This window comes from Sinorhizobium saheli, assembly GCF_001651875.1.
In the GTDB taxonomy this organism is placed as follows: Bacteria; Pseudomonadota; Alphaproteobacteria; order Rhizobiales; family Rhizobiaceae; genus Sinorhizobium; species Sinorhizobium saheli.
In genome coordinates, this window is record NZ_LNQB01000083.1 from 186,015 (window position 1) to 212,365 (window position 26,351).

The 26,351-nt window shown below is 64.5% G+C and carries 27 protein-coding genes; 6 read left to right on the forward strand and 21 right to left on the reverse strand.

What is annotated here, in order from left to right:
* Positions 1-146: 146 nt before the first annotated feature.
* The 6 genes from ATB98_RS20635 to cysD form a co-directional block, all read right to left on the reverse strand.
* Positions 147-1,064 (reverse strand): NAD-dependent epimerase/dehydratase family protein, encoded by a 918-nt coding sequence (locus tag ATB98_RS20635; protein ID WP_066877416.1) that lies wholly within the window; start codon positions 1,062-1,064, stop codon positions 147-149.
* A gap of 86 nt (positions 1,065-1,150) precedes the next feature.
* Entirely contained in the window at positions 1,151-2,143 is a 993-nt protein-coding gene (locus ATB98_RS20640) for an ATP-grasp domain-containing protein (protein WP_066876876.1), read from the reverse strand.
* A complete protein-coding gene (locus tag ATB98_RS20645) occupies positions 2,140-2,880 on the reverse strand; it encodes a PHP domain-containing protein (protein WP_066876878.1) in 741 nt (246 codons plus the stop codon). Before ATB98_RS20645 ends, ATB98_RS20640 begins: the two co-directional genes overlap by 4 nt.
* Before the next feature lie 85 nt (positions 2,881-2,965).
* Positions 2,966-3,769, reverse strand: coding sequence for a 3'(2'),5'-bisphosphate nucleotidase CysQ (gene cysQ / locus ATB98_RS20650; RefSeq protein WP_066876880.1), 804 nt, complete (start codon positions 3,767-3,769; stop codon positions 2,966-2,968).
* The gene (nodQ, locus tag ATB98_RS20655; protein WP_066876882.1) at positions 3,766-5,667 is read right to left on the reverse strand and encodes a bifunctional sulfate adenylyltransferase/adenylyl-sulfate kinase NodQ; all 1,902 of its coding nucleotides are present in this window, start codon (positions 5,665-5,667) and stop codon (positions 3,766-3,768) included. The genes cysQ and nodQ overlap by 4 nt, the downstream gene beginning before the upstream one ends.
* Positions 5,667-6,566 (reverse strand): sulfate adenylyltransferase subunit CysD, encoded by a 900-nt coding sequence (gene cysD / locus ATB98_RS20660; protein ID WP_066876884.1) that lies wholly within the window; start codon positions 6,564-6,566, stop codon positions 5,667-5,669. Before cysD ends, nodQ begins: the two co-directional genes overlap by 1 nt.
* A 342-nt stretch (positions 6,567-6,908) precedes the next feature.
* On the opposite strand from cysD, the gene ATB98_RS20665 reads away from it, so the two are divergent.
* Positions 6,909-7,844 (forward strand): PfkB family carbohydrate kinase, encoded by a 936-nt coding sequence (locus ATB98_RS20665; protein WP_066876885.1) that lies wholly within the window; start codon positions 6,909-6,911, stop codon positions 7,842-7,844.
* A 64-nt stretch (positions 7,845-7,908) separates the two neighbouring features.
* Here the strand turns inward: ATB98_RS20665 and ATB98_RS20670 are convergent, their stop codons facing one another.
* From ATB98_RS20670 to ATB98_RS20695, 6 genes are all read right to left on the reverse strand, one after another.
* Positions 7,909-8,721, reverse strand: a complete 813-nt coding sequence (locus ATB98_RS20670; protein WP_066876887.1) for an IclR family transcriptional regulator — start codon at positions 8,719-8,721, stop codon at positions 7,909-7,911.
* A 42-nt stretch (positions 8,722-8,763) separates the two neighbouring features.
* Complete coding sequence (locus ATB98_RS20675; protein WP_066876889.1) at positions 8,764-9,147, reverse strand: RidA family protein; 384 nt, start codon at positions 9,145-9,147, stop codon at positions 8,764-8,766.
* Between the two features lie 29 nt (positions 9,148-9,176).
* Positions 9,177-9,944: an amino acid ABC transporter ATP-binding protein gene (locus ATB98_RS20680; RefSeq protein WP_066876891.1), complete on the reverse strand. Its 768-nt coding sequence runs from the start codon at positions 9,942-9,944 to the stop codon at positions 9,177-9,179.
* Between the two features lie 14 nt (positions 9,945-9,958).
* Complete coding sequence (locus ATB98_RS20685; RefSeq protein WP_066876893.1) at positions 9,959-10,618, reverse strand: amino acid ABC transporter permease; 660 nt, start codon at positions 10,616-10,618, stop codon at positions 9,959-9,961.
* 5 nt (positions 10,619-10,623) lie between these two features.
* Positions 10,624-11,286: an amino acid ABC transporter permease gene (locus ATB98_RS20690; RefSeq protein WP_066876895.1), complete on the reverse strand. Its 663-nt coding sequence runs from the start codon at positions 11,284-11,286 to the stop codon at positions 10,624-10,626.
* A 72-nt stretch (positions 11,287-11,358) separates the two neighbouring features.
* On the reverse strand, positions 11,359-12,201 hold the full coding sequence (locus tag ATB98_RS20695) for a transporter substrate-binding domain-containing protein (RefSeq protein ID WP_066876897.1): 843 nt from the start codon (positions 12,199-12,201) through the stop codon (positions 11,359-11,361).
* A gap of 159 nt (positions 12,202-12,360) precedes the next feature.
* Here ATB98_RS20695 and ATB98_RS20700 point away from each other — a divergent pair, with 159 nt between their 5' ends.
* The 5 genes from ATB98_RS20700 to ATB98_RS20720 all read left to right on the forward strand — a co-directional run bounded on the left by ATB98_RS20700 (position 12,361) and on the right by ATB98_RS20720 (position 17,609).
* A complete protein-coding gene (locus ATB98_RS20700; RefSeq protein WP_066876899.1) occupies positions 12,361-13,419 on the forward strand; it encodes a D-TA family PLP-dependent enzyme in 1,059 nt (352 codons plus the stop codon).
* A gap of 305 nt (positions 13,420-13,724) precedes the next feature.
* The gene (locus ATB98_RS20705) at positions 13,725-14,750 is read left to right on the forward strand and encodes a sulfate ABC transporter substrate-binding protein (RefSeq protein WP_066876900.1); all 1,026 of its coding nucleotides are present in this window, start codon (positions 13,725-13,727) and stop codon (positions 14,748-14,750) included.
* A gap of 6 nt (positions 14,751-14,756) precedes the next feature.
* Positions 14,757-15,620, forward strand: coding sequence for a sulfate ABC transporter permease subunit CysT (gene cysT, locus ATB98_RS20710; RefSeq protein WP_066876901.1), 864 nt, complete (start codon positions 14,757-14,759; stop codon positions 15,618-15,620).
* Positions 15,610-16,485 carry a sulfate ABC transporter permease subunit CysW gene (gene cysW / locus ATB98_RS20715; RefSeq protein ID WP_066876902.1) on the forward strand — a complete coding sequence of 292 codons (876 nt, stop codon included), beginning with the start codon at positions 15,610-15,612 and terminating at the stop codon, positions 16,483-16,485. The genes cysT and cysW overlap by 11 nt, the downstream gene beginning before the upstream one ends.
* Positions 16,486-16,499: 14 nt before the next feature.
* Positions 16,500-17,609, forward strand: a complete 1,110-nt coding sequence (locus ATB98_RS20720) for a sulfate/molybdate ABC transporter ATP-binding protein (protein ID WP_066876903.1) — start codon at positions 16,500-16,502, stop codon at positions 17,607-17,609.
* 101 nt (positions 17,610-17,710) lie between these two features.
* On the opposite strand, the gene ATB98_RS20725 is transcribed toward ATB98_RS20720, so the two are convergent.
* From ATB98_RS20725 to ATB98_RS20765, 9 genes are all read right to left on the reverse strand, one after another.
* The gene (locus ATB98_RS20725) at positions 17,711-18,097 is read right to left on the reverse strand and encodes a YkvA family protein (RefSeq protein ID WP_066876904.1); all 387 of its coding nucleotides are present in this window, start codon (positions 18,095-18,097) and stop codon (positions 17,711-17,713) included.
* Positions 18,098-18,294: 197 nt separating this feature from the next.
* Positions 18,295-18,801 carry an RES family NAD+ phosphorylase gene (locus ATB98_RS20730; protein WP_066876909.1) on the reverse strand — a complete coding sequence of 169 codons (507 nt, stop codon included), beginning with the start codon at positions 18,799-18,801 and terminating at the stop codon, positions 18,295-18,297.
* On the reverse strand, positions 18,801-19,172 hold the full coding sequence (locus ATB98_RS20735) for a DUF2384 domain-containing protein (protein WP_066876914.1): 372 nt from the start codon (positions 19,170-19,172) through the stop codon (positions 18,801-18,803). Before ATB98_RS20735 ends, ATB98_RS20730 begins: the two co-directional genes overlap by 1 nt.
* Positions 19,173-19,251: 79 nt before the next feature.
* Positions 19,252-20,037, reverse strand: coding sequence for a crotonase/enoyl-CoA hydratase family protein (locus ATB98_RS20740; protein WP_066876917.1), 786 nt, complete (start codon positions 20,035-20,037; stop codon positions 19,252-19,254).
* On the reverse strand, positions 20,034-20,903 hold the full coding sequence (locus tag ATB98_RS20745; RefSeq protein ID WP_066876918.1) for a hydroxymethylglutaryl-CoA lyase: 870 nt from the start codon (positions 20,901-20,903) through the stop codon (positions 20,034-20,036). Before ATB98_RS20745 ends, ATB98_RS20740 begins: the two co-directional genes overlap by 4 nt.
* The gene (locus tag ATB98_RS20750; protein ID WP_066876920.1) at positions 20,900-22,888 is read right to left on the reverse strand and encodes an acetyl/propionyl/methylcrotonyl-CoA carboxylase subunit alpha; all 1,989 of its coding nucleotides are present in this window, start codon (positions 22,886-22,888) and stop codon (positions 20,900-20,902) included. Before ATB98_RS20750 ends, ATB98_RS20745 begins: the two co-directional genes overlap by 4 nt.
* Before the next feature lie 12 nt (positions 22,889-22,900).
* Positions 22,901-23,284 carry a RidA family protein gene (locus ATB98_RS29665; RefSeq protein ID WP_066876922.1) on the reverse strand — a complete coding sequence of 128 codons (384 nt, stop codon included), beginning with the start codon at positions 23,282-23,284 and terminating at the stop codon, positions 22,901-22,903.
* A 14-nt stretch (positions 23,285-23,298) separates the two neighbouring features.
* Positions 23,299-24,906, reverse strand: a complete 1,608-nt coding sequence (locus ATB98_RS20760; RefSeq protein WP_066876924.1) for a carboxyl transferase domain-containing protein — start codon at positions 24,904-24,906, stop codon at positions 23,299-23,301.
* A gap of 39 nt (positions 24,907-24,945) precedes the next feature.
* A complete protein-coding gene (locus tag ATB98_RS20765; RefSeq protein ID WP_066876925.1) occupies positions 24,946-26,109 on the reverse strand; it encodes an isovaleryl-CoA dehydrogenase in 1,164 nt (387 codons plus the stop codon).
* Between the last annotated feature and the right edge of the window lie 242 nt (positions 26,110-26,351).

Sequence of the window (26,351 nt, forward strand, 5' to 3'; positions counted from 1 at the left end):
AGAAGGTGGCCGACAGGCCGGATGAGCGACCCGACGCATTGCATTAGAAGGGGGATGCGTTCACATACATTAACGCGCAACTATAACTATTTGTTTTTCCCTGCATTTGCGCGACGCCAAGTGATTGCACCCGGCCGCAATATGCGTTAGCCGAAGTCCCCAAGCCCCGTCTCTGCCTTCCACGCTTCGATGCCCTCACGGAGCGAGCGGGGGCTGTATCCTAACTGCTCGACGGCCTTGGCGACATTCAGGGCCGCGAAGCCGATCATCGTCTTTCCCTCCCGCTCGCCTTCGATATTGACGAGGGTCGGCTCCGCGCCGAGGGCCGCGGCGACAATCCGAGCCGCATCCGACGAGTTGCAGGCCTCGCCACTGCCGGCGTTGAACACGCCGGCCTTTTCCTTCTCGACCGCCGCCAGCGCCAGCGAAACGACGTCGTCGACGTGGACGAGGTCGACGCGGTATCGCCCTCCGTCCCGTATGACCACGGAACGGCCGCTCGCAAGCGCGCGAATGAAAGTCGGCAGCATCCCCGTGGCATGCATGCCGGGACCATAGACGGAGGCGAGGCGGAGCACCGTCACAGGCATGGCGTTGGCCGCGCCGAAGGCGAGCAGGCAAATCTCTGCCGAGAGCTTGCTCGCGAGATAATAGCTCGCCCGCTCGACGGGAAAGGTAGGGCTCGTCTCCAGGGCCGGTTCCGCGGCGGGCGTATAAACCTGTCCCGATCCGAAGAAGACAAATCTCTTCACGCCGTGGGCCGCGGCACTCATCGCGACCTGCAGGGCCCCGTTGGTGTTGACCTCGAAGCACCTGGCGGCCTGGTGCGCGTCGCCGAAATCGGCAGGAATATAGGCGGCGAGATGGAAGATGGCATCCGCCCCCGCGACCGCCGGCAAGGGGTCGCCGATCGACCATTTCTCGACGACGAAACGAGAATCTTGTCGCGGCGCGACCCCGTCCGGGTCACGGGCCAGTGCCGTAACCTGGTGACCTCTTGAAAGCGCCTCGGCGATCAGCCTCGAGGCGATGAACCCTGTCGCTCCGGTGACAACGAGTTGCACGTCGAGCCCCGCCTTCCCTACCGTATGCAAAGTGCTGCAGAGACGCTGGCGCGTCTGATCGGACACGCGGCGCCGCAGCAAGCCGCCTACACTTCTTCCTGCAACCGCTCCTTGGCCGTTATCAATTCACCGGGTCTCACGACGGTTTCCGACCAGTGCCGCAAGATCGTCACCGGCACGATCTCCGGCTGCTCGACCGGCTCGCCGAAGAGGATGTGACGGATGCACATCTCGACCTCGTTGAACCCCGCATGGATCCGGACGGCCGTGGTCCCGGAGAACCGTGCATTGATCTCGAAAATACGGGGAACGCCGTCGTCGAGGCGGAACTGGAAGTTCGCAGGGCCATAGGCGCCGAGCGCATCGGCGGCCTGTGCCATCGCCGTATTCAGGGCGGGAAAGGCTTCGGCGAATGCCCTGTAGGTGTTGCCGTCCCGGAGATCCCGGCGCATGACGATCGTCGCGCGGCATTTGCCGTCGAAGGTGAGCGTACCCGCCGTGTATTCGGTCGTTTCGGAACCGACATATTTCTGTATGACAATACCGGGCTGCTCGGCGATCGCGCGCCTCAGTTGCTCCCGGTCGCGCACGATGCCGAAGCCGATCGATCGCGCGCCGACCCTCGGCTTGACCACGAGCGGAAAGCCGCACGCTTCGATCAAGTCCTCCTCGTCGCCCGGCAAACACGAAGGAACGAAACCGAGGCCCCGCTCCCGCAGGAACTCGGACGTGAGCCATTTGTCGTTCGCAATCGAGACCACAGATGGCGAACTGATGATCACCTTGGTCCCATAGGCCCTCTCTATCATCTCGCGATTGGCCGAGAGGATCGGAAGCTCGACATCGGTTCCGGGGATGAGGATATCCGGCCGTTCCGCCACCAGCAAGTCGCCCAGCCGGTCCAGATAGGCCGGGTCCTTCGCCATCGGCACGAGGTGGGCCGCATCCCCCCAGTAGAGCCCGGCCGAGAGCGGACTCGGATCGCCGACGATGATCGTCGCTTTCAGGCTCGAACGCCGCAAGGCGCGGATGATCCCTTGCCCGAGGAGGGCGCCCGCCCCCGTAATGAAGACCTTCATGATCGCCCTATCCCCAATTCAAGCAGTTGATCCCTGCAACGACCGAGTTCGCTCAACCTGTGTGCATCGGAACCGATCGAGACATAGGGATTGATCTCTTCGCAGAGCGCCAGGAATGCAGGCATGTCGACGAGATAGGACGAGTTGATCTCGATCGCGATCCGCCGTTCGAGCGTCGACGTCATCAGCGCGCGAAAATATTCTTCCGGGAAACGGCCATGCCGCCTCAGGCTCATCCCGCCTGGATGGCCCAGGACGTCGATGGGCGCCTTCGCAATCATGCCCAGCGACAGCCGGAACTCAATCTCGGCGGTCTCCTCGAAGGAAAGCTGCTTGAAATCGAGATAGCCGCCCTTGCCGTCCGGCAAACGATGGACGACGCCGAGAACGATATCGCATGCGTCGAGCACCGACTGCGACACATCCAGCCTGCCCTGGTCGTCCATGGCCTTGGTTTCACAGCCGACACAGACCCGTATGTCGTCGAACGCGCCCGCGGCCGAAAGAACCTCGGTCTTGAAATCGGGAAACCAGGCCGTGTCCTCGCGGACATGCTCGGTGAACGCCAGGGCGCCGAGGCCGCGTTCGCGGGCAGTCTGCAGGATTTCGAGGACCGTCGCCTGTCCGTCGGTCCAGGTGGTGTGAAGCTGAAGTTCGACATTCACTTGCTCCCGGCCGAGATCCCGGAACCGAGAGAACACATGCTTGCAGGTGTGCGTCTTGCCTTGCCCGTCCATGCTCAATAGGTCCTTCGATAAGCGCCGCGGCGAATTCCGCGAAGACCGCCGCTCTGCCGAGGCGTGAGCCGCGGAGGCTGCGGCATCAGGCCACCGGAACCGAAGCCATGTCCGCCCAGGCGATGAAATGCGGGTTGGCAAAGTCGCTGTCGCCGTCCTGCCGCGTCTTGCCATAGAGCAGGCGGGCGCCGTCCAAGCGCACCACCGATCCGCCGGCGGCCCTGAGCACGGCATCGCCGGCCGCCGTGTCCCATTCCATCGTCCGGCCGAAGCGCGGATAGACGTCCGCCTTGCCCTCGGCAAGCAGGCAGAATTTGAGCGACGAGCCGACGGATGTGCAGTCCGTGACGCCGTGGCCGACGAGGAAAGCCTCGGTCTCGCTGCTTCCGTGCGAGCGGCTGGCGACCGCCGTCAGCCTCTCGCCGCGTGTCCGCACGCGGATCATCTGCCGCTCCTCGACCGCGAAGGCTTGGCCGAGGACGAGCTTCTGCGCCCGGCCGCTATCGGCGACATAGGCGCAGCGCTGCGCCGGCGCGTAGACGATGCCGGCAATCGGCACATTGCCCTCGATGAGGGCGATGTTGACGGTGAAGTCGTCGCGACGGTTGATGAATTCCTTCGTCCCGTCCAGCGGATCGACCAGAAAGAACCGGCCGCCGTTGATATCGGGAACGCGGCCCGCAGCCACCGCCTCCTCGGCAACGACCGGGATCCCGGGAAAGGCGGCGGCAAGGCGCTCGAGGATGATGGCTTCGGCGCGCTCGTCGGCTTCCGTGACCGGCGACTGGTCGTGCTTGTAGCAAACGCTGGGCCCGGCCTCATAGACGTCGAGGATCGCCGCGCCGGCGTCGAGCGCGATGTGTTCGAAGAGTTCGCAAAGGGGCGTCATTTTTCGTCCATTCTCCCGTCGAGGAATTGCTCGATCCGGAGTGCGAGCTCGATCGGCTCATAGCCGACCGTCTCGAGGTGAAGTTCCGGTTTTTCGGGAGCCTCATAGGGCGAGGAGACGCCGGTGAAATTCGCGATCTTGCCGGCGAGCGCCTTTTCGTAGAGCCCCTTGGGGTCGCGGCGCGCGCACTCGTCAAGCGGCGTATCGACGAAGATCTCGATGAATTCGCCCTCCTCCATCAATTCGCGCGCCATGCGCCGCTCGTCGCGGAACGGCGAGATGAAGGATACGAGAACGATCAGGCCGGCATCGGCCATCAGCTTGGCGACCTCTGCGACGCGGCGGATGTTCTCGACACGGTCCTCCTCGGTGAAGCCGAGGTCGCGGTTGAGGCCGTGGCGGACGTTGTCGCCGTCGAGCAGGTAGGTGTGCTTGCCCCGCGCATGCAGGATCCGGTCGAGCGCATTTGCGATCGTCGACTTGCCGGAGCCGGAAAGCCCGGTGAACCAGAGCACGGCAGGGCGCTGGTGCTTCATCGCGCTGCGGGCGCCCTTATTCACCTCGAGCGCGTGCCAATGCACGTTGTCGGCGCGACGCAGCGGAAAATCGATCATGCCGGCGCCGACGGTGGCGTTCGTCACCCGGTCGACGATGATGAAATTGCCCGTCGCCCGGTTGTCCTTGTAGGCGTCGAAGGCGATCGGCGTCTGCGTCGAGAAGTTGCAGACGCCGACCTCGTTCATCTGCAGCGATTTTGCCGCCTCGCGCAGGAAGCTGTTGATGTTCACCTGATGCTTGAGCGCCGTCACCGTGGCGCTGACGCTGTCCGTCTCGGTCCTGAGAATATAGCTGCGCCCGGGAAGCATAGGGCTCGCGTCGAACCAGATCACATGAGCCTGGAACTGGTCGGCCACGAAGGGCCGCGCGGCGGGGGTGACGAGCATGTTGCCGCGGGAGGCATCGACCTCGTCCGCAAGCACGATCGTCACCGCCTCGCCCTCCGCCGCCGTTTCAAGATTGCCGTCATAGGTGACGATCGCCTTGACCGACGAGCGCTGCCCGGATTTCGCGACGACGACCGGATCGCCGACCGAAACGCTGCCGGAAGCGACCTGGCCGGCATAGCCGCGAAAATCCGCGTTCGGCCGCATCACCAGTTGAACCGGGAAACGGAAAGGCTTCTCCCCGTCGGTCGGATCGAGCTCGACCGTCTCCAGGTATTCGAGCAGCGCCGGCCCCTTGTACCAGGGCGTGTTCGCCGATGCCGAGATGACGTTATCGCCGTAGCGGGCCGAGATCGGGATCGGCTGGACGCTGGCGAAGCCCAGCTCCTTCGCAAAGACCGCGTAATCGGCGACGATCTCGTCGAAGACCTGCTCGCGGAAGTCGACAAGGTCGATCTTGTTGACCGCGAGCACCACGTGGCGGATGCCGAGCAGCGAGGCGATGTAGGAGTGGCGCCGCGTCTGCTGCAGGATGCCCTGGCGGCTGTCGATGAGGATGATGGCGAGATCGGCCGTCGAGGCGCCGGTCACCATGTTGCGCGTATATTCCTCGTGGCCGGGCGTGTCGGCGACGATGAACTTGCGCTTCGAGGTGGCGAAATAGCGGTAGGCGACGTCGATCGTGATGCCCTGTTCGCGCTCGGCCTCGAGCCCGTCGAGAAGCAAAGCGAGATCGATCTCCTTGCCGTTGGCGGCGCCGGGGGCGCCGACGCGCCCGAGATTTGCCAGTTGGTCCTCGAAGATCAGCTTGGCATCGTAGAGCAGCCGTCCGATCAGCGTCGACTTGCCGTCGTCGACCGAGCCGCAGGTCATGAACCTCAGGATCGACTTGTTGTCGTGCTCGGCCAGATGCGTCTCGATGTCATGGGGCGGTATGGATTGGACATAAGACATCAGAAGTACCCCTCACGCTTCTTCTTCTCCATCGCGCCCGCCTCGTCCTTGTCGATGAGGCGGCTCTGCCGCTCGGACGTGCGCACCGTCAACATCTCCCGCAATATGTCCGGAACCGTGGCGGCCTCGGACTCGATCGCGCCCGTCAGCGGATAGCAGCCGAGCGTGCGGAACCGCACCAGGCTTTCGACGACCTCCTCGCCGGGCCCGATCGGCATGCGCTCGTCATCGACCATAATCAGCATGCCGTCGCGGCGCACGATCGGGCGCCGTGCGGCGAAATAAAGCGGTACGATGGGAATGTCTTCACGCAGGATGTATTGCCAGATGTCGAACTCCGTCCAATTCGAGAGCGGAAACACCCGCATCGTCTCGCCCTTGCCGACCCGCGTGTTGAAGGTCTTCCACATCTCCGGGCGCTGACGCTTCGGATCCCAGCCGTGCTGGGCGTTGCGGATCGAGAAGATGCGCTCCTTGGCGCGAGACTTCTCCTCGTCGCGCCGCGCCCCCGCCAGTGCCGCATCGAAGCCGTATCGCTCCAGCGCCTGCCTTAGCGCCATCGTCTTCATGATGTGGGTGTGGACGTTGGAGCCGTGCGAAAAAGGGCCGACGCCCTGATCTATCCCGTCCTGGTTGACGTGCACGAGGAGGTTGAATCCGAGCTCCCGCGCCATCCGGTCACGGAACTCGATCATCTCCCGGAACTTCCATTTGGTGTCCACATGCAGGAAGGGGAAAGGCGGTTTGGCCGGGTAGAACGCCTTCATTGCCAGATGCAAGAGCACGGACGAGTCTTTTCCAATGGAATAGAGCGCGACCGGATTTGAAAACGTTGCAACGACTTCCCGAATGACATGGATCGCTTCAGCTTCAAGCCGCCGAAGGTGAGGAAGAGACATGTGACAATCCCTCTGATTTTAAATAATGAAATGACTTGCTATGCGATGAAAAACATTATCGCCAGCGAAATGCTTGCCGGCGCAATCAAGTAAGCGGCGGGAGCGGCCAAAATTCGCCGCCCGCTGGTATAGGCCGGCATTAAACCGCCTTATCACTAATATTTCAAGTAACAACAGTAACACGCGTTTCCGAACCCGATGCGGCCGCACCGAGGTCCGCCGCTCATCCGTCCATCTGGCGCCCTGCCCCTCGCCGTGGCGATCCCTTATGCTCGCCTTCGCCGACACACTGAGTCGAGAATGCCGGTGCGCCGGCCAGGTCCACACCCGGAGCGAATTGAAATGCGCCCACTTGCAGCCATCGGTAACGTCAATGTCGATCTCATCCTCGGCCCGGCCGAGCCCTGGCCGAAGGCCGGCACGGAGATCATCGTCGATCACGACGAGCTGCGCGTCGGCGGCTGCGCCGGCAACAACGCGCTTGCCTGGGACTCGCTCGGCGTCGATTACGCCATCGCCGCCAATGTGGGAAACGATCAGTTCGGCGCCTGGCTGAAGGAGGCATTCGGCGAACGCTCGCGCGACTGGCCGGTGGAAGCCGTCGCCACGACGCTGTCGGTCGGCATCACGCACCCGGACGGCGAGCGGACCTTTTTCACGACCCGCGGCCACCTGCCGCTCTTCAGCTTTCCGGAAGTGCTGTCGATGCTCGACGGCGACCGGCTCGGCGGCGGCTACGCGCTCGTCTCCGGCTCGTTCCTTACGGACGCGCTGACGCTCGCCTATGACGAGCTCTTCGCCTGGGCGGACGCGCACGAGATCGCCGTGGCGCTCGATACGGGCTGGCCGCTCGACGGCTGGACGGAGACGAACCGGCTGAGGACGCGCGCCTGGCTCAAGCGCTGCCATTGTGCCCTCTTCAACGAGGTGGAGACGACCACGCTGACCGCTGAGGCCGATGTGACCGTGGCCGCGCGCAAGCTGAAGGATGCGATGCCTGCGGACGCCATCGTCGTCGTCAAGCGCGGGCCGCGCGGCGCCTTCGCCCTCGACCGAAACGGGCAGGCGTTCTCCGTTGCGGCCCCACCCGTCGACGTCATCGACACGATCGGCGCCGACGACGTCTTCAATGCCGGATTCATGGCGGCACTTGCCGCCGATATGCCGCTCAAAGCCTGCCTGGAGACCGGCGTCGCCATCGCGTCCGAAGCGATTTCGACGCTGCCGCGCAGCTACGGCAAGCCCCTTACGGCTTTCCTCGAGGGAACCGGCCGATGAGCGCCGTGAACACCGCGGGGGGTTGGCGAAGCCGGAGATAACCGCCCGTATTCCGCCGTTGGGGTCAGCGGCCTGCGGCGGTCCTCGCCGATGGCGCGCGATCCTCGCCGTAGCCGAGCTTCTCCGAAAGCTCGCTTGCCCCATCGATGAGCACGCGAAGATAGGCGTCCCGATTGCGCAGGCCGTCCTCCTTCGGCGCAACGAGGCACAGTGTGGCGACGCAAATCCCATCGGCGTCATAGACCGGTACCGCAAAGCAATGGGTGAAGCTGTCGACGATGCTGTTGAAGGTGAAATAGCCATCCTTCTTGGCTTTGCGGACCTCGGCGATGAACGCGGGGGGATCGAGGCGCTCGCCGCTCGGCAGTACGAAATCCTCTTCAGGGATGAACGCTGATATCTCCTCGTCGCTCATATGGTCGACAAGGAGGCGGCCGGAGGCGGTCCACGGGATGGGGACCGGCTCGCCGATATTGGTGGAGATGCGGAAGGGACGGTTGCCCTCGTTCATGAGAACGACGGCATATTTCTTGCCATCGAGCTGGCACATCTGCGCCGTTTCACGCGTCTCTTCGGCAATCCTCGCCAAGAGATGCTCGCATTCGCGGATGAGATCGAACTGCTCGGCATAGGCGGCGCCGAGGAAGTAGAGCCTGCGGCCGAGAAACACGCGGCCGTCGTCACCACGGTACTCGATCACGCCCCGCCGCAGGAGCAGATTGACGAGCTCATAGACCGACGAGCGCGGCGCGCCGATTCCTTGAGCGATCTCGTTCGGGCGAAGCGGTTGACGCTGCAGGCGCAGGAAGTCGAGGATCTCGAACGCCCGATCGAGACCGCGTGCCCTGCGATTGATGCTGTCGTCCGCGCCCGCCATCGCGCCCTCCTTGCCGCCGAAACCGGCCCTTGCGAATTCTCCTCATTTAGCCTTGTAGGCAACGCAGTCAACTTCGACCTTGCAGTCGACCATCATGCGCGATTGGACACAGGCGCGGGCAGGCGGATGCTTGCCGAAATATTCCGCATAAACGCCGTTGAAGGTCCAGAAGTCGCGCGGATCATCGAGCCAGACACCGACCCGCACCACGTCCTCCACGCCGTAGCCCGCCTCGTGCAAGATGGCGATCATGTTCTCGATCGCCTTGCGGCTTTCAGCGATGATGCCGCCGACGACGATCTCGCCCGCCTCCATCGCGACCTGCCCGGAAACATAGAGCCAGCCATTCGCCTCGACGGCGCGCGCAAAGGGCAAGGCTTGTCTTCCGGCACCGGTTTCACCCGTTCCATAACGCTTGATCGTCACACTTCACTCCATTTCTGTAACTTGGTTGGTCAGTTGAACGTCGATGTCTTCAGGAATTCCGCCAGGCGCTCGGTCTTGGGTTTAAGGAACATTTCGCGTGGATTGCCCTCCTCGCCGATGCGTCCCTGATTCATGAAGATCACCCGGGAAGACACCTCGTAGGCAAAGCGCATCTCGTGGGTGACGATGAGCATGCTCATGCCGTCCTCGGCGAGCCCCTTGATCACCTGCAGCACCTCGTTCACGAGTTCCGGATCGAGCGCCGAGGTTACCTCGTCGAAAAGCATCAGCTTCGGATTCATGGCGATCGCACGCGCGATCGCGACGCGTTGCTGCTGGCCGCCGGAAAGCTGGCCGGGATAGTGATCCTTGCGCGAGAGCAGACCGACGCGGTCGAGCCATTTCTCCGCCAGTCCCCTTGCCTCGTCGCGGCTCATCTTCTTCACCTTGACGAGCCCCAGCATGACATTGCCTGCTGCGGTCATGTGCGGGAAAAGGTTGAACTGCTGGAAGGCCATGCCGGTGAGCGCGCGCTGGCGGGCGATCTCCCGCTCCGGCTTGCGGCGGCGCACGCCGCCCACCGTCTCGTAGCCGATTTCCTGGCCGTCGATCGAGATCGTGCCGCCCTGGAACTCTTCCAGCATGTTGATACAGCGAAGCATCGTCGTCTTGCCGGAGCCGCTGGAGCCGATGATGCTGATTACGTCGCCTTGGCGCATGGAGCAGTCGACGCCCTTCAGCACCTCGACTGTACCGTAGCGCTTGTGAAGGTCGCGGATTTCAAGAAGGTTGGTCATCGGATTGCGAAGCCTCACGACGGAACGGCGGTCTTGCGCTCGACATAACGGCCGAAGCGCTCGATGCCGTAATTGACGACGAAATAGAGAAAGCCTGCGAAGAAATAGAATTCGAGGCTCATGAAGGTGCGCGAGATCACTTCCTGCGTGCGCAGCAGCAACTCGCCGACGCCGATGATCGAAAGCAGGGTCGAGGCCTTGACCATCTCGGCGGCGGTGTTGACCCAGGCGGGCAGCGCCTGGCGCAGTGCCTGTGGGCCGAGCACATAGGCGAAGGTCTGCGGAAAGGTGAGCCCGATCGCCTTGGCGGCCTCGGTCTGGCCCTTGGGGATCGACTGCAGCGCGCCGCGCACCAACTCGCCGACATGCGAACTGCAGAAGACGGCAAGCGCCAGCACGCCTGCCTGGAACGGGCCGAGATCGATACCGACGGTGCTCAGCACATAGTAGCTCGCAAGCACCAGCACGAGCACCGGCGTGCCGCGGATGAAGTCCGTATAACCCCGCACCAGCCACTGAACCGGCCTATAGGCATAGATGAGTGCCAGTCCGACGAAGATGCCGAGGACCGTGCCGGCCACAATCGAGAGAAGCGAGATCGAGATCGATACGCCGAGGCCCTTGAGGAGTGGAATGCGGGCGACCCAGAGTTGATCGAGAAAACCGAAATCCATGGCGATCACCTCGGCACGGCGAGACGCCGCTCGACGGCGCGCATCAGCGCGGCCAGCAGCGAACAGGTTGCGACGTAGAGGCAGCTTGCGACGATCCAGGTCTCGATGACGCGGAAGGTCTCGACATTGATCTTGCGCGCCTCGAAGGTGAGCTCCGGCACGGCGATCGCCGCAGCGAGCGAGGTATCCTTGAACAGCGATATCATCGTGCTGCCGAGCGACGGCAGGACGTTGCGCAACATTAGCGGAATGATGATCGAGGTACGGATCTGCATTTCGGTGAGGCCGATCGCGAGCCCGGCCTCGCGCTGGCCCGGCGGTATGGCGATGAGGCCGCCGCGGAACACTTCCGCAAGATAGGCGCCGGAATAGATCGCCAGCGTCAGCACAAAGCTCTCGATCTTGCCCAGGCGAACGCCGAGTTCGGGAAGCGCGAAGTAACTGAAGAGGACAAGGACGAGGATCGGCGTGTTGCGGATGATCGTGACGTAGAGGCCGGCGGGTTTGCGGAAGAAGCCGCTTTTGGAAACAAGCCCAAAGGCCGTGATCAATCCGATGACGCAGCCGGCGAGGATCGCCACGACGGCGAGTCCCAAGCTAAGCGCCAACCCCTGTAGGAGGAGGTCGAACGAGCGCCAGACGGCCGCGAAGTTCAGTGAATAGGTCATGGGCGAAGCCATTCCAAGCGAAGCGGTCGGCAGCCCCAGCGGTCAAGCGTAGCTGCTGCCGACGGCAAAGGCTTAATTGTACTCGAGCGGAAAACCGATCTGCGGCGGGGCCAGGTCCTTACCGAACCAGGTCTTGAAGGACTTGGCGTAAAAGTCGAATTCGACCCCGGTCATCGCCTCGTGCAGCGCGGTGTTGACGAAGTTCAGCCAGTCCTGATCGCCTCGCTTGACGCCGCAGGCATAGGTCTGCGGGTTCCAGCCGTAACCCGCATCCTTGTAGCGGCCGGGGTTCTGGGTCATGTACCAGGCAAGCGACGACTGGTCGGTTGCGGCCGCATCGGCGCGGCCGGATTCGAGCGCCTGATAGATCAGGTCGACGGATTCATATTGATCGACGGTCGCCTCCGGCAAAGCGGCGTGCACCATGTCTTCTGCATAGACATTCTGCAGCACCGAGACGGTGACCGAGGAGCCCGCGACTTTCAACGCCTCATAGTCTGCATATTTGCCGTCGGCCTTGAGCATCAGGCCCACGCCCTCGCGGTAATAGGGGACGGTGAAAGCGATCTGCTGCGCACGTTCGCCCGTGACCGTCATGAATTGGCAGGTGATGTCGACCTTGCCGGTGGTGATGTTGGGAATGCGCGCATCCGACGACTGGTTGACGAACTCGATCTTCTCGGGATCGCCGAACAGCGCCTTGGCAATGATCCGCCCCATATCCACGTCGAACCCCTGCAGCTTGTCCTCGGCGCTCTTGAAGTGCCACGGCGCATTGGTGCTGCCGGTGCCGACGATCAGATGACCGCGCGCCAGGACTTCGTCGAGTTTGCTTGAAGGCTGCTGCGCCGTGGCCGGCACGGCCGCCAGGGCCGCGACGACAAGGCTCGCGGCAATGGTGAATGTCTTGACCATCGAAGATCTCCCCTGTTTTGTTCCCGTAAATCGTAGTCCACTATACTGGACATGCGTCCTGAATACTGGATTGACCTATCAAAGGCCTCGGTTCATAACTTGTCAAGCGGGATCGGCAAGAATCGCCATCTTCGCTTTCCGAGGAGGATGGAAGCCCCCATGACCCTACCGATCGAAACCCCCGCCGTGCTCGTCGACATCGATGTCGCGCGCCGCAATATCCGGCTATTCCAGGACTATGCCGACCGGCACGGCATCCGCGTGCGTCCGCACATAAAGACGCACAAGCTGCCGCAGATGGCCGAGCTGCAGCTCGATGCCGGGGCGATCGGCATCACCTGCCAGAAGGTGACGGAGGCGGAGGCGATGGTCGACGGCAGCGGGCGCATCACGGACGTGCTGATCACCTACAACATCCTCGGCGAGGCGAAGCTCGCGCGGCTCGCCCGCCTCAATGAACGCGTGAGCTTGAGCGTCGTCGCGGACAATGCAGCCGTGATCGACGGACTCGCTGCGCATTTCGCGCGCGCGCCGAGGCCGCTCACCGTGCTCGCCGAATGCAATACCGGGGCGGACCGCTGCGGCGTCGCGACACCCGTCGAGGCGGCCGCCCTCGCCCGCCGCATTGCCGGGGCCGCCGGCCTGCGCTTCGGTGGGTTGATGACCTATCCGCCGGCCGGCGGCACGGACCGGGTGCAGGCTTTCATGAGCGAGGCGAAGCGGTTGATCGAGGCGGACGGCATCGAGGTCCCGACCATCACTTCCGGCGGCACACCAGACATGATGCAGGCCGCAGAAGCGCCCGTGGCAACCGAGCACCGGCCGGGCACCTATATCTACAACGATCGCTCGCTCGTCGCCCGCGGTGTCGCGACCTGGGACGAATGCGCGCTGACCGTCCTTGCGACCGTCGTCTCCGTGCCTTCGGAAAACCGGGCGATCATCGACGCCGGCAGCAAGGTCCTGACCTCCGATCTTCTCGGTCTCTCCGGCTACGGCCACGTGCTCGGCCGCGACGACATCCGCATCGACCAGCTCTCGGAGGAGCATGGCCGGCTCGTCTCCGACGGCCCGATCGGACTTGCAGTCGGCGAGCAGCTGCGCATCGTGCCGAACCACGCCTGCGTCGTCACCAACATGGTGGACGCGGTTCACATCATCGAGGGTGGCAAGCCGAAAGGACAGTGGCCCATCGTCGCCCGCGGCCGCGTCCTTTGAAGTGCCGCCTCAAAGCATATTGCAGTCAGGCGGCGTCGCACAAATGCGGCAGAACAAGCAGATTGAGCGTTGGCGCGCGTGAAGGTGAGCGCATCCCGCTCTAACGATCGGTATATTTTACTGCACGCTATACCGTGCTATTTTCGCTCCGCGGGAGCCTCGAGGGACAGGATGGGCAAGATTATTCCCGCAAACAGCTGAAGAACGATAGGACATTTCACGAAGCCCGCCCTTGGCGTAATAAGTTTGCGTTGTGGTAGTCGACTAAATTGATAGTTTTATCTGGCAAAGGATGGAGGGTCGAGATGAGCTCGAATAGACTTGCCGGAATAGTGAAACTAGCATTCGTGGTCGGAAGCCTGCAGCTTGGCTCTATCGGCCTCGCTCAAGCGGATACGACGATCCTGAACGTGTCCTATGATCCGACACGGGAACTCTACAAGGAATTCAACGCGGCCTTTGCCGAAAAATGGCAGGCCGATACCGGTGAAACCGTGACGATCCAGACATCGCATGGCGGCTCCGGCAAGCAGGCGCGCTCGGTGATCGACGGCCTCGAAGCGGACGTGGTCACGCTGGCGCTCGAAGCCGACATCGATGCGATCGCCCACGCGACGGGCAAGATCCCGGCCGACTGGAAGGCCCGCCATGAAAACGATAGCGCCCCCTATACCTCGACGATCGTCTTCCTGGTGCGCAAGGGCAACCCGAAAGGCATCAAGGACTGGAGCGATCTCGTCCGCGATGACGTGCAGGTGATCACGCCCAACCCGAAGACCTCCGGCGGCGCCCGCTGGAACTTCCTCGCTGCCTGGGCCTGGGCGCGCGCCGCCAACAATGGCGACGATGCGAAAGCGCAGGAATATGTCGCGCAGCTCTTCAAGCATGTTCCGGTTCTCGACACCGGCGCCCGCGGCGCGACCACCACCTTCGTCCAGCGCGGGCTGGGCGACGTGTTGCTCGCCTGGGAAAACGAAGCCTACCTGTCGCTCGAAGAACTCGGCCCCGATAATTTCGACATCGTCACGCCGTCGATTTCGATCAAGGCCGAACCGCCCGTGGCGCTCGTCGACGGCAATGTCGACGCAAAGGGCACGCGCAAGGTGGCGGAAGCCTATCTGAACTATCTCTACAGCGACGTCGGCCAGAAGATCGCCGCCAAGCATTACTACCGGCCGTTCAAGCCCGAACTGGCGGACCCGGCGGACATCAAGCGCTTTGCCGATGTCAAACTGGTCACTATTGACGAATTCGGCGGTTGGAAGGAAGCTCAGCCGAAATTCTTCGCCGATGGCGGAATTTTCGACCAGATCTACAAGCCGGGACAATAATATTCCATGGCCTTTCGCAGCAGCAGTCGCAGGCGATGGCAGTTTCGGCAGCCGAGCGTCATTCCGGGTTTCGGATTGGCGCTCGGCGTGACGCTGACATGGCTAATCCTCATCGTTCTCATCCCCATTTCCGGACTGATCTGGCGCTCGAGCGGGCTCGGCTGGTCGCAATTCATTCAACTGACGCTCGACCCGCGCACCGTCAACGCACTGACGATCAGCTTCGGCACGGCGTTCATCGCGGCCGTCGTCAATCTCGTCTTCGGCGTCGTTCTCGCCTGGGTGCTGGTGCGCTATCGCTTCCCCGGCAAGCGGGTGATCGACGCCATGGTCGATCTGCCCTTCGCGCTCCCGACCGCTGTCGCCGGCATCGCGCTGACGACGCTCTATGCGCCAAATGGCTGGATCGGCTCGCTTCTCGAACCGCTCGGCATCAAGGTCGCCTTTACGCCCGCGGGCATCGTCGTGGCGCTCGTCTTCGTCGGCCTGCCCTTCGTGGTCAGGACGGTGCAGCCGATCATGGAAGAAATCGACAAGGAGGTCGAGGAGGCCGCGGCGACCCTCGGCGCCAACCGCTTCCAGACGATCAGCCGCGTCCTTCTGCCGGGCCTGTTGCCGGCCGGGCTGACCGGCTTCGCGCTCGCCTTCGCCCGCGGCGTCGGCGAATACGGCTCGGTGATCTTCATTGCCGGCAACCTGCCTTATGTCTCGGAGATTGCGCCGCTCCTGATCATCATCCGCCTCGAGGAGTTCAACTATGCGGCAGCGACGGCGATCGCATCGGTGATGCTGCTGCTGTCCTTCATCATGCTCCTGGTCATCAACATGATCCAGGCGTGGAGCAGAGGGAGGTATGGCAATGTCGCTTGATACCGGCTCCGCGTCGGCGGCGCTCGTCAGGGCGGCAACGTCGGAGACCCGACTTGCCCGCTCGATCCTGATCGTCGTTGCGCTCGGTTTCGTCGTCCTCTTCCTGCTCCTGCCGCTTGCCACGGTCTTCATCGAGGCGTTGCGCAAGGGGCCCGCCGAGTTCGTCGCGGCTCTCGGCGATCCGGAAACCCTTTCCGCGATCCTCCTGACGCTGACGGTTGCGGGGATTGCCGTCCCCTTGAACCTCGTCTTCGGCGTGGCGGCCGCCTGGGCCATCGCCAAGTTCGAATTCAAGGGCAAGGCGTTCCTGACCACCCTGATCGACCTCCCGTTCTCGGTGTCGCCGGTGATCTCCGGTCTCGTCTTCGTGCTGCTCTTTGGAGCAAACAGCGCGCTCGGCCCCATCCTGCAGAGCTACGGCATCAAGATTCTCTTCGCCGTTCCGGGCCTCGTGCTCGCGACCGTCTTCGTGACCTTCCCCTTCGTCGCCCGCGAACTGATCCCCTTAATGCAGGAACAGGGGACGAGCGACGAGGAGGCGGCGCTGTCGCTCGGTGCCACCGGCTGGCAGACCTTCTGGCATGTGACGCTCCCCAACATCAAATGGGGGCTGCTTTACGGGGTCCTGCTCTGCAACGCCCGCGCCATGGGTGAGTTCGGCGCCGTCTCCGTCGTCTCCGGCCATATCCGCGGCCAGACGAACACGATGCCGTTGCAGGTGGAGATCCTCTATAATGAGTATAACTTCGTCGCCGCCTTCGCGGTGGCGGCGCTCCTTGCGCTTCTGGCGCTGTTAACGCTCGTCTTGAAGACGGCTCTTGAACTTCGCTACAGCGACGAGATCGCTGCCAGCCGCAGGCACTGAAAGGTCCAGACCTCATGGAAGTCCGCGTCCAGAACATACGCAAGGAATTCAGCCGCTTCCCGGCGCTCGAAGACGTTTCGCTCAATATCGGCTCGGGCGAACTGATCGCGCTGCTCGGCCCCTCCGGCTCAGGCAAGACGACGCTGCTGCGGCTCGTCGCCGGGCTTGAAAGCCCGACCGAGGGGACGATCTTCTTCGGCGACCAGGACGCGTCGAAGAAGAGCGTGCAGGAGCGAAACATCGGCTTCGTCTTCCAGCACTATGCGCTTTTCCGCCACATGACCGTGCTCGACAACGTCTCCTTCGGGCTGAAGGTGCGTCCCGCCAGCCGCCGGCCGCCCGCCGCCGAGATCCGCCGCCGGGCGCTCGACCTCCTCGATCTCGTGCAGCTCTCGGGCCTCGAAAAGCGCTATCCGGCCCAGCTTTCCGGCGGCCAGCGCCAGCGCGTGGCGCTCGCCCGCGCCATGGCGGTCGAGCCCAACGTGCTGCTCCTTGACGAGCCCTTCGGTGCGCTCGACGCTCAGGTGCGCAAGGAACTGCGCAAATGGCTGCGGGAGATCCACGACCGCACCGGCCACACCACCATCTTCGTGACCCACGACCAGGAGGAGGCGCTGGAGCTTGCCGATCGCGTCGTCGTGATGAGCAAGGGCGCGATCGAGCAGGTCGGCACGCCCGACGAGATCTACGATCACCCCGTCTCGCCCTTCGTCTACGGCTTCATCGGCCAGTCCAACTGTCTCAACGTCACCCTCGCCAGCGGCGAGATCTGGTTCGAGGACCGGCCGATCGGCCTGCGCGCCGCGAACGAGCCGGACGGCGCGGCGACCCTCTACTTCCGCCCGCATGACGTCGAACTCATCGACGGCTGCGGCGGCTGCCTCGCCGGCCTCGTCACCGCGAGCCGGCGGGTCGCCGGCACCCGGCATCTCGAACTCGATCTCGGACGAGGCCACCCCGCCATCGAGATCGAGCTGCCGCCGGAACGCGCGGCCTCCGCCGACCACACCCGCATCGCCTTCCGGCCGACGAGATGGAAACTCTTCCGCAAGGCGGAAAGGCCGCAGGCGCCGTCGCAAAGCGTCGACACGCAAGCACACGAACTCGTGCGTGTCGGGGCCTGATAGGGCGCGCGTTTATGGAGTTGCCGCTCTCCTCGGGTTAGACCCAGGGTTAAACCCGAGGACCAACCCTCTCCCCGTTCTGACGGTGGTCAATAGGGTGGTCAGCGGACGTTCCGGTATATCCAGTACGTGACTGCCGTAAGTGCCAGAACCCACAATGCGGCAATCGCGACGGCTGCCGTAAGGCTTCGGGGGCGGCTTTCACGGAGAGCGGCTTCCCTCCTATATTCGGCCATGAGGTCATGCGGAACAAGGCGGACTGCGAGAGCTATTCCCAATGGAACAATCACGAGGTCGTCCAAATAACCGAGTACCGGGACAAAGTCCGGAATTAGGTCGATTGGACTGAGGGCGTAAGCTGCCACGGCTCCCGCCACAGCCTTCGCATACCAAGGGGTTCGCGGATCACGAGCAGCAAGCCAGAGAGCCAGGACGTCCCGCTTCAGAGCGCGAGCCCATTGTTTCGTTCTTTCCAGTCTGGTCTGCATAGTCAAGATATCCCACGCCGCTTGAACCGCCGCAACGGGCCGGAACAGGTAATTCGCACCGGTTCCAGGCGTCAGATTTTCACCGCCTGGTTCTGACGGGGAGAGGACTGAGGCTGCGCCGCGAGTCCCCTTCGCCCCGCCTGCGGGAGAAGGTGGCCGGCAGGCCGGATGAGCGATTATCTGATCAGGGAAAGTTTTTAGAGCCAGGAAGCGGCCGATTTCGGCAGCCGGGCCTCGGGATCGACGACGGCGAGCCGCGGGTCGCCGGCGCCGTTCCAATGCCAGAGGGCGACGCAGGTGCCGCCGGGCGACATGAAGGATGGGTAGACCGCGCCGTGAAAGCCGCGCGCCCGAAGCTGCGCCTGCAGCGCATGCGTGGGCGGCACGAGGCCCTTATCGAGCCAGTCGCGCCACTCGCACCGATGGATGGTCTCGTCGACGCCGACTTCGGCGAGGACGTTCGCATCCGTCAGATCCGCGAGGGCCGCACCACTGAGTTCCAGCCGCACGATCAGCGCCGGATGCTGGACAAAACCCTGATTGTACTCCGCCCAGGCCGTCGACAGTTCGCGCGCCGCGTAAATCGTCGGCTGGCCGACCGGATTCCACCGGCCGCCGAAACGGGCAGCGCCGTCGCCGGAAAGCGGCATATGCGCCCAGCGTGACACGAAGGCGCGCCACAACGCCACCGGTTCTGGGGCCATCAGGCATAGACGCCGGCGCGGACGGACTCGAGATAGGCGAGAACCTTGTCCGCCTTGCCTTCGCCGACGAGATCGAAGGCCGTCTTGCCGGCCCAGCCGGGGATCGGCTGGTGCTTGAACCAGATGACGGCGCGGGCCTCGTCGCCGGCCATTTCGGTTGCCATGGCAAGGATGCGGACGACCTTGCTCAAGGCACTGTCAACCTTCCGGGCGCCCGACTTCGCCGTCAGCGTGTTGCGGGCGACGCCGATCAGCCTGGCCAGTTCGGCAAGCGTCACGCCCAGCCGATCGGCGACCAGGCGCGCCGACAGGAAGGGTGAGTGGTCCTCCCCGAACTGCGCGGCGGGAATCTGAAAGTCAACGGCCATCATGACGAACCCTGAGCTTGATTTGATCGTCAGATCACAAAGATAGGCTCAATCCTCGATCAATTCATGCGCAGCCGCCGATTCACCGTTGCCACGACGGATCGCGGCGTTCGAAGAAGGCCGAGACGCCTTCCCGGGCCTCTTCGGTCTCCCAGGTATCGGCGAGCTGTTCGATCGTCCGAGCGATCACGTCGTCGGTGATCGCGTTCCCGAGCGATCGTGCCAGCCGCTTGGCGCGGCCGGCGGCGCCGGGAGCCGCGACGAGATAGCTCGCCACTTCGGCCTCGACCGCCGCGTCGAGGCCATCGCCGTCCACGACCGTCGTCACGAGACCGGAAGTGCGCGCCTCTTCGGCATCGAATATCCGTGCCGTCATGAACAGCGGCCGCGCCTTCCCCTCCCCGATCCGGGCGATGACATAGGGGCTGATCGTCGCCGGGATCAGGCCGAGGCGCGTTTCGGTAAGGCCGAATTTTACAGGCGACGCGGCAATGACGGCGTCGCAAACGCTGATCAGCCCGACGCCGCCGCCGAAGGCGTTGCCGTGGACGCGCGCGATCACCGGTTTCGGCACTTCGTTCAGCGCCTTGAACATCATGGCGAGCCGCGTCGCCTCGGCGACCCGCGTCTGCCGGTCGGCCGAGAACTGCTCGCGCATCCAGTCGAGATCGCCGCCTGCGCAGAAACTCTTTCCCTCCGCGTCGAGGATGACGACCCGGACCGTTGCGTCGACGGCGAGCCGGCCGGCCACGTCGGTGAGCTCGCCGATCATGGCGGCGGAGAGCGCGTTGTGCTTGTCCGGGCGGGCGAGCGTCAGCCTAGCAACGCCCCGTTCGTCGACGGCAAGACGGATCGTCCGGGACGTCATGGCTCGCTCCTCAAAGACCGCGCGAAGAGCGCCGCCTGCTCGAGCTTTTCCGCATCGAGCCCGGTTGAAAATCCCCGCGCCCGAAGAAAGTCATCGACCGCCACCGTGTCGACATTTCCCGCCGCACCCGGCGCGTAGGGGCAGCCGCCGAGACCGCCGGCGGAGGCGTCGAAGACCCTGACCCCGCGCTCGAGTGCGGCGGCGATGTTCTCCAGCGCACGACCGGAGGTGTCGTGGAAATGCCCGGCAAGCCCGGTCGCGACGATCTCGCCAAGCACGGCCGCCAGCATGGCGTCCACGGCCTCCGGCGTCCCGCGTCCGATGGTGTCGCCGAGGCTGACCTCGTAGCAGCCAAGGTCGGCAAGCAGCCGCGCGACCCGCGCCGCCGCAGCGGGTGCGATCGCGCCCTCATACGGGCATTCGACGACGCAGCTCACATACCCGCGCATGGGTATGCCTTGGCTGCGGGCGACCTCGGCGACCGGGCGAAAGCGTTCAATGCTCTCGGCGATCGAACAGTTGATGTTCTTCTGCGAGAAGCTCTCGGAAGCGGATGCAAAGATCGCCACCTCATCGGCGCGCGCCGCAAGCGCCGCCGTGAAGCCACGCATGTTCGGCGTCAGCACGGCATAGCGCGTGCCGGGGTGCCGGGCAATTCCGGCCATGACGGCCGGCGCGTCGGCCATTTGCGGCACCCAGCGCGGGCTCACGAAGCTCGTCACCTCGATGCGCTCGAAGCCGCAATCGGACAGGCGGTCGACGAGCCTGATCTTGTCGTCCGTGTCGACGAGCCGGGACTCGTTCTGGAGACCGTCGCGCGGCGCTACTTCGACGATCGTCACGTGCTCGCTTGCCGGCGCGGTCATTCAGCTGCCTCCTCGGTGAGCGTCACGAGCACCGTCCCCTCGCTCACCTGCGTGCCCTCGGCCACATGCACGCCGGCCACCGTCCCCTCACGCGACGCCGACAGCGTCAGTTCCATCTTCATCGCCTCCATGACGACGAGCGGCTGTCCCTTGGTGACGGCCTCGCCGGCGCCGACGCGCACCAGCTTGACGAGCCCGGGCATCGGCGCGACCAGCTCGTCGTCGGCGATCTCGCTCACGTGCCCGCCGCCGAGCGCATCCGGCAGGTGGAAAACGAGGCTCCCTCCATCGTGGAACAGCGTCAACGCCTCGCCCTCCTGCGCGAAGCGGACCGCGCGCTTCTGCCCGGCCACTTCCAGCCGCGCGCCGTTCTCGAAGCGCTCCAGCACCAGGATCGGCAGCGTGCTCGCGCCGGCGCGCACCGCGAACTGGTCGCGCCCGCGCGAGGCGAGCGTCACCGCCACGCGGCTGCCTGCATGGTCGATCGTGACCGTGCGATGGGCGTCGCCCCAGATCTGCCACGAACCGAGCGACGACCACGGATCGGTCGAGTTCATGGGCGCGAGCGCACCGGTCGCGATGACCGCCGCCAGCGCCAGCGCCTCGTCGTCGGGGGCGATCGGCGCCGTCAGCCGGTCGATCGCCCGGTCGATCAGTCCCGTGTCCGGCAGGCCGGAGCGGAAATCATGGTCTTCGGTCAGCCGGATGAGGAAATCGAGATTGGTTGTGGTTCCGGCGATGCGGCACTCCTTGAGGGCCGCCTGCAAGCGGCTGAGCGCCGCCGATCGGCTTGGCGCGTGAACGATGAGCTTGGCGATCAGCGGATCGTAATAGGGGGTTATTCCGTCCCCCTCACGGACGCCGGAATCGATGCGCACCTGGGCGTCGGGAAAGCTCAAATATGCGAGCCTGCCCGTTGCCGGCAGGAAGCCGCGCGCCGGGTCCTCGGCATAGAGCCGCGCCTCGAAGGACCAGCCGTTGATGCCGATGTCGCCCTGCTTCTTCGGCAAGGGTTCGCCGGCCGCGACGCGCAGCTGCCATTCGACGAGGTCGAGACCCGTGATCGCCTCCGTCACCGGATGCTCCACCTGCAGCCGCGTATTCATCTCCATGAAATAGAAATGGTCCGGCCAGAGGCCGTTCGTGACATCGGCGATGAATTCCACCGTGCCGGCGCCGACATAGCCGATGGCCTGCGCCGCCCGGACAGCCGCATCGCCCATGGCGCGGCGCACTTCCGCGGTCATGCCGGGCGCCGGCGCCTCCTCGATCACCTTCTGGTGGCGGCGCTGCAGCGAGCAGTCGCGCTCGAAAAGATGGATGATGTTGCCGTGCCGGTCGCCGAAAATCTGCACTTCGATGTGGCGGGGCTTCGACAGGTATTTCTCGATCAGCACCGCGCCGTCGCCAAAGGCGGCCTCCGCCTCCCGACGTGCCGTTTCCAGCGCCGCGCCGAAATCCTCCCGCCGCTCGACGCGCCTCATGCCCTTGCCGCCGCCGCCCGCCCGCGCCTTGATCAGCACGGGATAGCCGATTTCCCCCGCCTGCTGCTCCAGGAAGGCCGCATCCTGCCTGTCGCCGTGGTAGCCGGGGACGACCGGCACGCCCGAGCGCTCCATCAGCGCCTTGGCGGCATCCTTCAGGCCCATCGCCCGGATCGCAGACGGCGGCGGCCCGACGAACACCAGCCCCGCATCTTCCACGGCCTCGGCGAAATCGGCATTTTCGGAAAGAAAGCCGTAGCCCGGGTGGATGGCATCCGCGCCGACGCTCCTTGCCGCCTCGACGATGCGCGCGATTGAAAGATAGCTCTCGGCGGCGGGCGCCGGCCCGATCCGGATGGCCTCGTCGGCGAGGCTCACATGCAGCGCGTCACCATCCGCGTCGGAGTAGACAGCGACGGTGCGGATGGCGAGCCGCTGCGCGGTTCGGATGATGCGGCATGCGATCTCACCGCGATTGGCAATCAGGAGCTTTGCAAACATGCCTCTTTCCATCTATTGCGCCGCCACCACTTCGACTTCGAGGAGCCAGGCGGAATCGAAGATGCCGGTGATCACGACCGTCATCGCCGGCGCCAGGGAGCCGAGGTAATCGGTGCGGATCTCGCGGTTCGCGGCGACATGACGCCTGTCGGCGAGGTAGGTCGTCACCTTGACGATATCCGCCTTCGTCATGCCGGCGGCCTTGAGCTGGGCGTCGACATTCAGCCAGACCTGGCGCGCCTGCGCCTCGAAGCCCTCGGGCAGGACGTCATCCGACGTCATCGGTATCTGGCCGCTGACGAACAGCAGGCGCCGGAAGTTCTCGATGCTGACGGCTTGCGAATAGCCGCCGCGCGGCTGTGGTGCGTGTATGGCGTTGATGTTGTCGCGCTTCATATCAACCCCTCTCGCTACATCCTGAACAGTCCGAAGCGCGTCTCCTCTATCGGCGCGTTCAGAGCGGCCGAGAGCGACAGCGCAAGCACGTCCCGGCTCTTGCGCGGATCGATGACGCCATCATCCCAAAGGCGCGCCGACGCATAGAGCGGATGGCTCTGCCGCTCGAAAAGATCGAGCACCGGCTGGCGGAAGCGAGCCTCCTCCTCTTCGTTCCAAGGTGTTCCCGCCCGCCTCAAGGCTTCGCCGCGCACCGTCGAAAGCACGCCCGCCGCCTGTTCGCCGCCCATCACCGAGATGCGGCTGTTCGGCCAGGTCCAGAGGAAGCGCGGCGAGAAGGCGCGCCCGCACATGCCGTAGTTGCCGGCGCCGAAGGAGCCGCCGACGAGCATGGTGATCTTCGGCACCTTCACGGTCGCGACCGCGGTTACCAGCTTGGCGCCGTGCCTGGCGATTCCCTCGGTCTCGTATTTGCGGCCCACCATGAAGCCGGTGATGTTCTGCAGGAACACGAGCGGGATCTTGCGCTGGGCGCAGAGCTCGACGAAATGGGCGCCTTTTACGGCCGACTCCGAGAACAGGACGCCGTTGTTGGCGATGATGCCGACGGGCATGCCATGCACATGGGCGAAGCCGCAGACGAGCGTGGTGCCGAAACGCGCCTTGAACTCGTCGAAACGGGAACCGTCGACGATCCGGGCGATCACCTCGCGGATTTCATAGGGCGTGCGGAGGTCGGCCGGCACGATGCCCGTGATCTCCTCCGGGTCGTAACGCGGCGGCTCCGGCTTCACCCGTTCGATCGGCCACGGCTTTTCGCGGTTCAGGGCGGAAACGGCGCGCCGCGCCAGCGCCAGCGCGTGGGCGTCGTCGCGCGCAAGGTGATCGGCGACCCCCGAAAGCCGGGTGTGGACGTCGGCGCCGCCGAGGTCTTCGGCCGACACCACCTCGCCGGTCGCCGCCCTCACCAGCGGCGGGCCCGCGAGGAAGATCGTGCCCTGCTTTTCGACGATGATCGTCTCGTCGGACATAGCCGGCACATAGGCGCCGCCGGCGGTGCACGAGCCCATCACCACCGCGATCTGCGGGATGCCGGCGGCCGACATGTTCGCCTGGTTGTAGAAGATGCGGCCGAAATGATCGCGGTCCGGAAAGACCTCGTCCTGGTTCGGCAGGTTGGCGCCGCCGGAATCGACGAGATAGACGCAGGCGAGCCGGTTCTCGGCAGCGATCTCCTGCGCCCGCAAATGCTTCTTGACGGTGATCGGATAGTAGGTGCCGCCTTTGACCGTCGGATCGTTGCAGACGATCATGCATTCGCGCCCGGAAATGCGGCCAATGCCGGTGATGAGCCCCGCGCCGGGCGCCTCGCCGTTGTACATGCCGTGCGCGGCGGTGGCGCCGACCTCGAGGAAAGGCGTCCCCTGGTCAACGAGCGAGGCGATCCGATCGCGAGGCAGGAGCTTGCCGCGGCTGACATGGCGCTCGCGCGCCGTCTCGCCGCCGCCAGCGGCCGCGAGCCGCACCGCCTCCTCGATCGTCGAGATCGCTTCCCCCATGGCGGCGCGGTTCGCCTTGAACATCTCCGAGGATGGCGAGATATGCGATCGCAATATTGTCATGGTCCCCCCAGGATGCACTTCCGTCGGCCGGCGGCGCGGCTACTTGGTCTCGGCAAAGAGTTCCCGGCCGATCAGCATGCGGCGGATCTCGCTCGTGCCGGCGCCGATCTCATAGAGCTTGGCGTCGCGCAGCAGCCGGCCGGCGGGATAGTCGTTGGTGTAGCCGTTGCCGCCGAGCGCCTGGATCGCCTCGAGCGCCATGGCGGTCGCCTTCTCGGCCGCATAGAGAATGCAGCCGGCGGCATCCTTGCGCGCCGTCTCGCCGCGGTCGCAAGCCGCCGCGACGGCGTAGACAAAGGCGCGCGCGGCATTCATCGTCACATACATGTCGGCCAGTTTCCCCTGCATCAACTGGAATTCGCCGATCGGCTGTCCGAACTGCCTGCGCTCATGGAGATAGGGGACGACGACGTCGAGGCAAGCGGCCATGATGCCGAGCGGCCCGGCCGAAAGCACCACCCGCTCGTAGTCGAGGCCGGACATCAGCACCCTGACGCCCTCGCCGACCTTGCCGAGCACGTTCTCCTCCGGCACCTCGCAATCCGCGAAGATCAGTTCCGAGGTGTGCGAGGCGCGCATGCCGAGCTTGTCGAGCTTCTGGCCGGCCGAGAAACCGGCAAAGGTCTTTTCCACGAGGAAGGCGGTGATGCCGCGCGGGCCGGCGGCGGAATCGGTCTTGGCGTAGACCACCAGCACGTCGGCGTCGGGGCCGTTGGTGATCCACATCTTGCTGCCGTTGAGGAGATAACGGTCGCCGCGCTTGTCGGCACGCAGTTTCATCGAGACCACATCCGAGCCGGCGCCCGGCTCCGACATGGCGAGCGCCCCGACATGCTCGCCGGAAATGAGCTTCGGGAGGTACTTGGCCTTCTGGTCCGCATTGCCGTTGCGGTTGATCTGATTGACGCAGAGGTTTGAATGGGCGCCGTAGCTCAGGCCCACCGACGCGGATGCGCGGCTGATTTCCTCCATCGCGACGCAATGGGCGAGATAGCCCAGTCCCGCGCCGCCATGGGCCTCGTCGGCGGTGATGCCGAGCAGGCCGAGTTCGCCCATCTCCGGCCAAAGCTGCATCGGAAAGGCATTGTTGCGATCTGCTTCGTCGGCGAGCGGCGCGATGCGCTCGGAGGCGAACCGGCGCACGGTTTCGCGCAACGCATCGACCTCCTCGCCAAGAGCGAAGTTCAATCCACCTTGAAACATTCCATTCTCCTCCCGACACGCTGCCCGCGATCTCCTCATCGACAAGGCAGGGACGAACGGCGCGCCACCAGGACATGTTAGCGCTCAGCCGCCGTCGTCGCGAACGATAACATCGCCGCCGGCTAATTTCCTTCCAAAGAGCCGGGCCGCCAAGCACGATCTGCAAAGGCGGGCGCGGGCATGCCGCAACGCTTCCGCACGGGCAGCCGCTGCCCGTCGCGGCTCATGCTCGTGGGTCCGAG

Bases quoted from the DNA above. Each gene is read 5' to 3' on its own strand.
- ATB98_RS20725 (WP_066876904.1), bottom strand. From the start codon at position 18,097: ATGCAGACCAGACTGGAAAGAACGAAACAATGGGCTCGCGCTCTGAAG.
- ATB98_RS20765 (WP_066876925.1), bottom strand. From the start codon at position 26,109: ATGTTTCAAGGTGGATTGAACTTCGCTCTTGGCGAGGAGGTCGATGCG.
- cysW (WP_066876902.1), top strand. From the start codon at position 15,610: ATGTCGCTTGATACCGGCTCCGCGTCGGCGGCGCTCGTCAGGGCGGCA.
- ATB98_RS29665 (WP_066876922.1), bottom strand. From the start codon at position 23,284: ATGAAGCGCGACAACATCAACGCCATACACGCACCACAGCCGCGCGGC.
- ATB98_RS20670 (WP_066876887.1), bottom strand. From the start codon at position 8,721: ATGGCGGGCGCGGACGACAGCATCAATCGCAGGGCACGCGGTCTCGAT.
- ATB98_RS20690 (WP_066876895.1), bottom strand. From the start codon at position 11,286: ATGACCTATTCACTGAACTTCGCGGCCGTCTGGCGCTCGTTCGACCTC.
- ATB98_RS20760 (WP_066876924.1), bottom strand. From the start codon at position 24,906: ATGACAATATTGCGATCGCATATCTCGCCATCCTCGGAGATGTTCAAG.
- ATB98_RS20705 (WP_066876900.1), top strand. From the start codon at position 13,725: ATGAGCTCGAATAGACTTGCCGGAATAGTGAAACTAGCATTCGTGGTC.
- cysD (WP_066876884.1), bottom strand. From the start codon at position 6,566: ATGTCTCTTCCTCACCTTCGGCGGCTTGAAGCTGAAGCGATCCATGTC.
- ATB98_RS20665 (WP_066876885.1), top strand. From the start codon at position 6,909: ATGCGCCCACTTGCAGCCATCGGTAACGTCAATGTCGATCTCATCCTC.
- ATB98_RS20695 (WP_066876897.1), bottom strand. From the start codon at position 12,201: ATGGTCAAGACATTCACCATTGCCGCGAGCCTTGTCGTCGCGGCCCTG.
- ATB98_RS20720 (WP_066876903.1), top strand. From the start codon at position 16,500: ATGGAAGTCCGCGTCCAGAACATACGCAAGGAATTCAGCCGCTTCCCG.
- cysT (WP_066876901.1), top strand. From the start codon at position 14,757: ATGGCCTTTCGCAGCAGCAGTCGCAGGCGATGGCAGTTTCGGCAGCCG.
- cysQ (WP_066876880.1), bottom strand. From the start codon at position 3,769: ATGACGCCCCTTTGCGAACTCTTCGAACACATCGCGCTCGACGCCGGC.
- nodQ (WP_066876882.1), bottom strand. From the start codon at position 5,667: ATGTCTTATGTCCAATCCATACCGCCCCATGACATCGAGACGCATCTG.
- ATB98_RS20700 (WP_066876899.1), top strand. From the start codon at position 12,361: ATGACCCTACCGATCGAAACCCCCGCCGTGCTCGTCGACATCGATGTC.
- ATB98_RS20745 (WP_066876918.1), bottom strand. From the start codon at position 20,903: ATGACCGCGCCGGCAAGCGAGCACGTGACGATCGTCGAAGTAGCGCCG.
- ATB98_RS20730 (WP_066876909.1), bottom strand. From the start codon at position 18,801: ATGGCCCCAGAACCGGTGGCGTTGTGGCGCGCCTTCGTGTCACGCTGG.
- ATB98_RS20645 (WP_066876878.1), bottom strand. From the start codon at position 2,880: ATGGACGGGCAAGGCAAGACGCACACCTGCAAGCATGTGTTCTCTCGG.
- ATB98_RS20750 (WP_066876920.1), bottom strand. From the start codon at position 22,888: ATGTTTGCAAAGCTCCTGATTGCCAATCGCGGTGAGATCGCATGCCGC.
- ATB98_RS20640 (WP_066876876.1), bottom strand. From the start codon at position 2,143: ATGAAGGTCTTCATTACGGGGGCGGGCGCCCTCCTCGGGCAAGGGATC.
- ATB98_RS20740 (WP_066876917.1), bottom strand. From the start codon at position 20,037: ATGACGTCCCGGACGATCCGTCTTGCCGTCGACGAACGGGGCGTTGCT.
- ATB98_RS20680 (WP_066876891.1), bottom strand. From the start codon at position 9,944: ATGACCAACCTTCTTGAAATCCGCGACCTTCACAAGCGCTACGGTACA.
- ATB98_RS20685 (WP_066876893.1), bottom strand. From the start codon at position 10,618: ATGGATTTCGGTTTTCTCGATCAACTCTGGGTCGCCCGCATTCCACTC.
- ATB98_RS20735 (WP_066876914.1), bottom strand. From the start codon at position 19,172: ATGATGGCCGTTGACTTTCAGATTCCCGCCGCGCAGTTCGGGGAGGAC.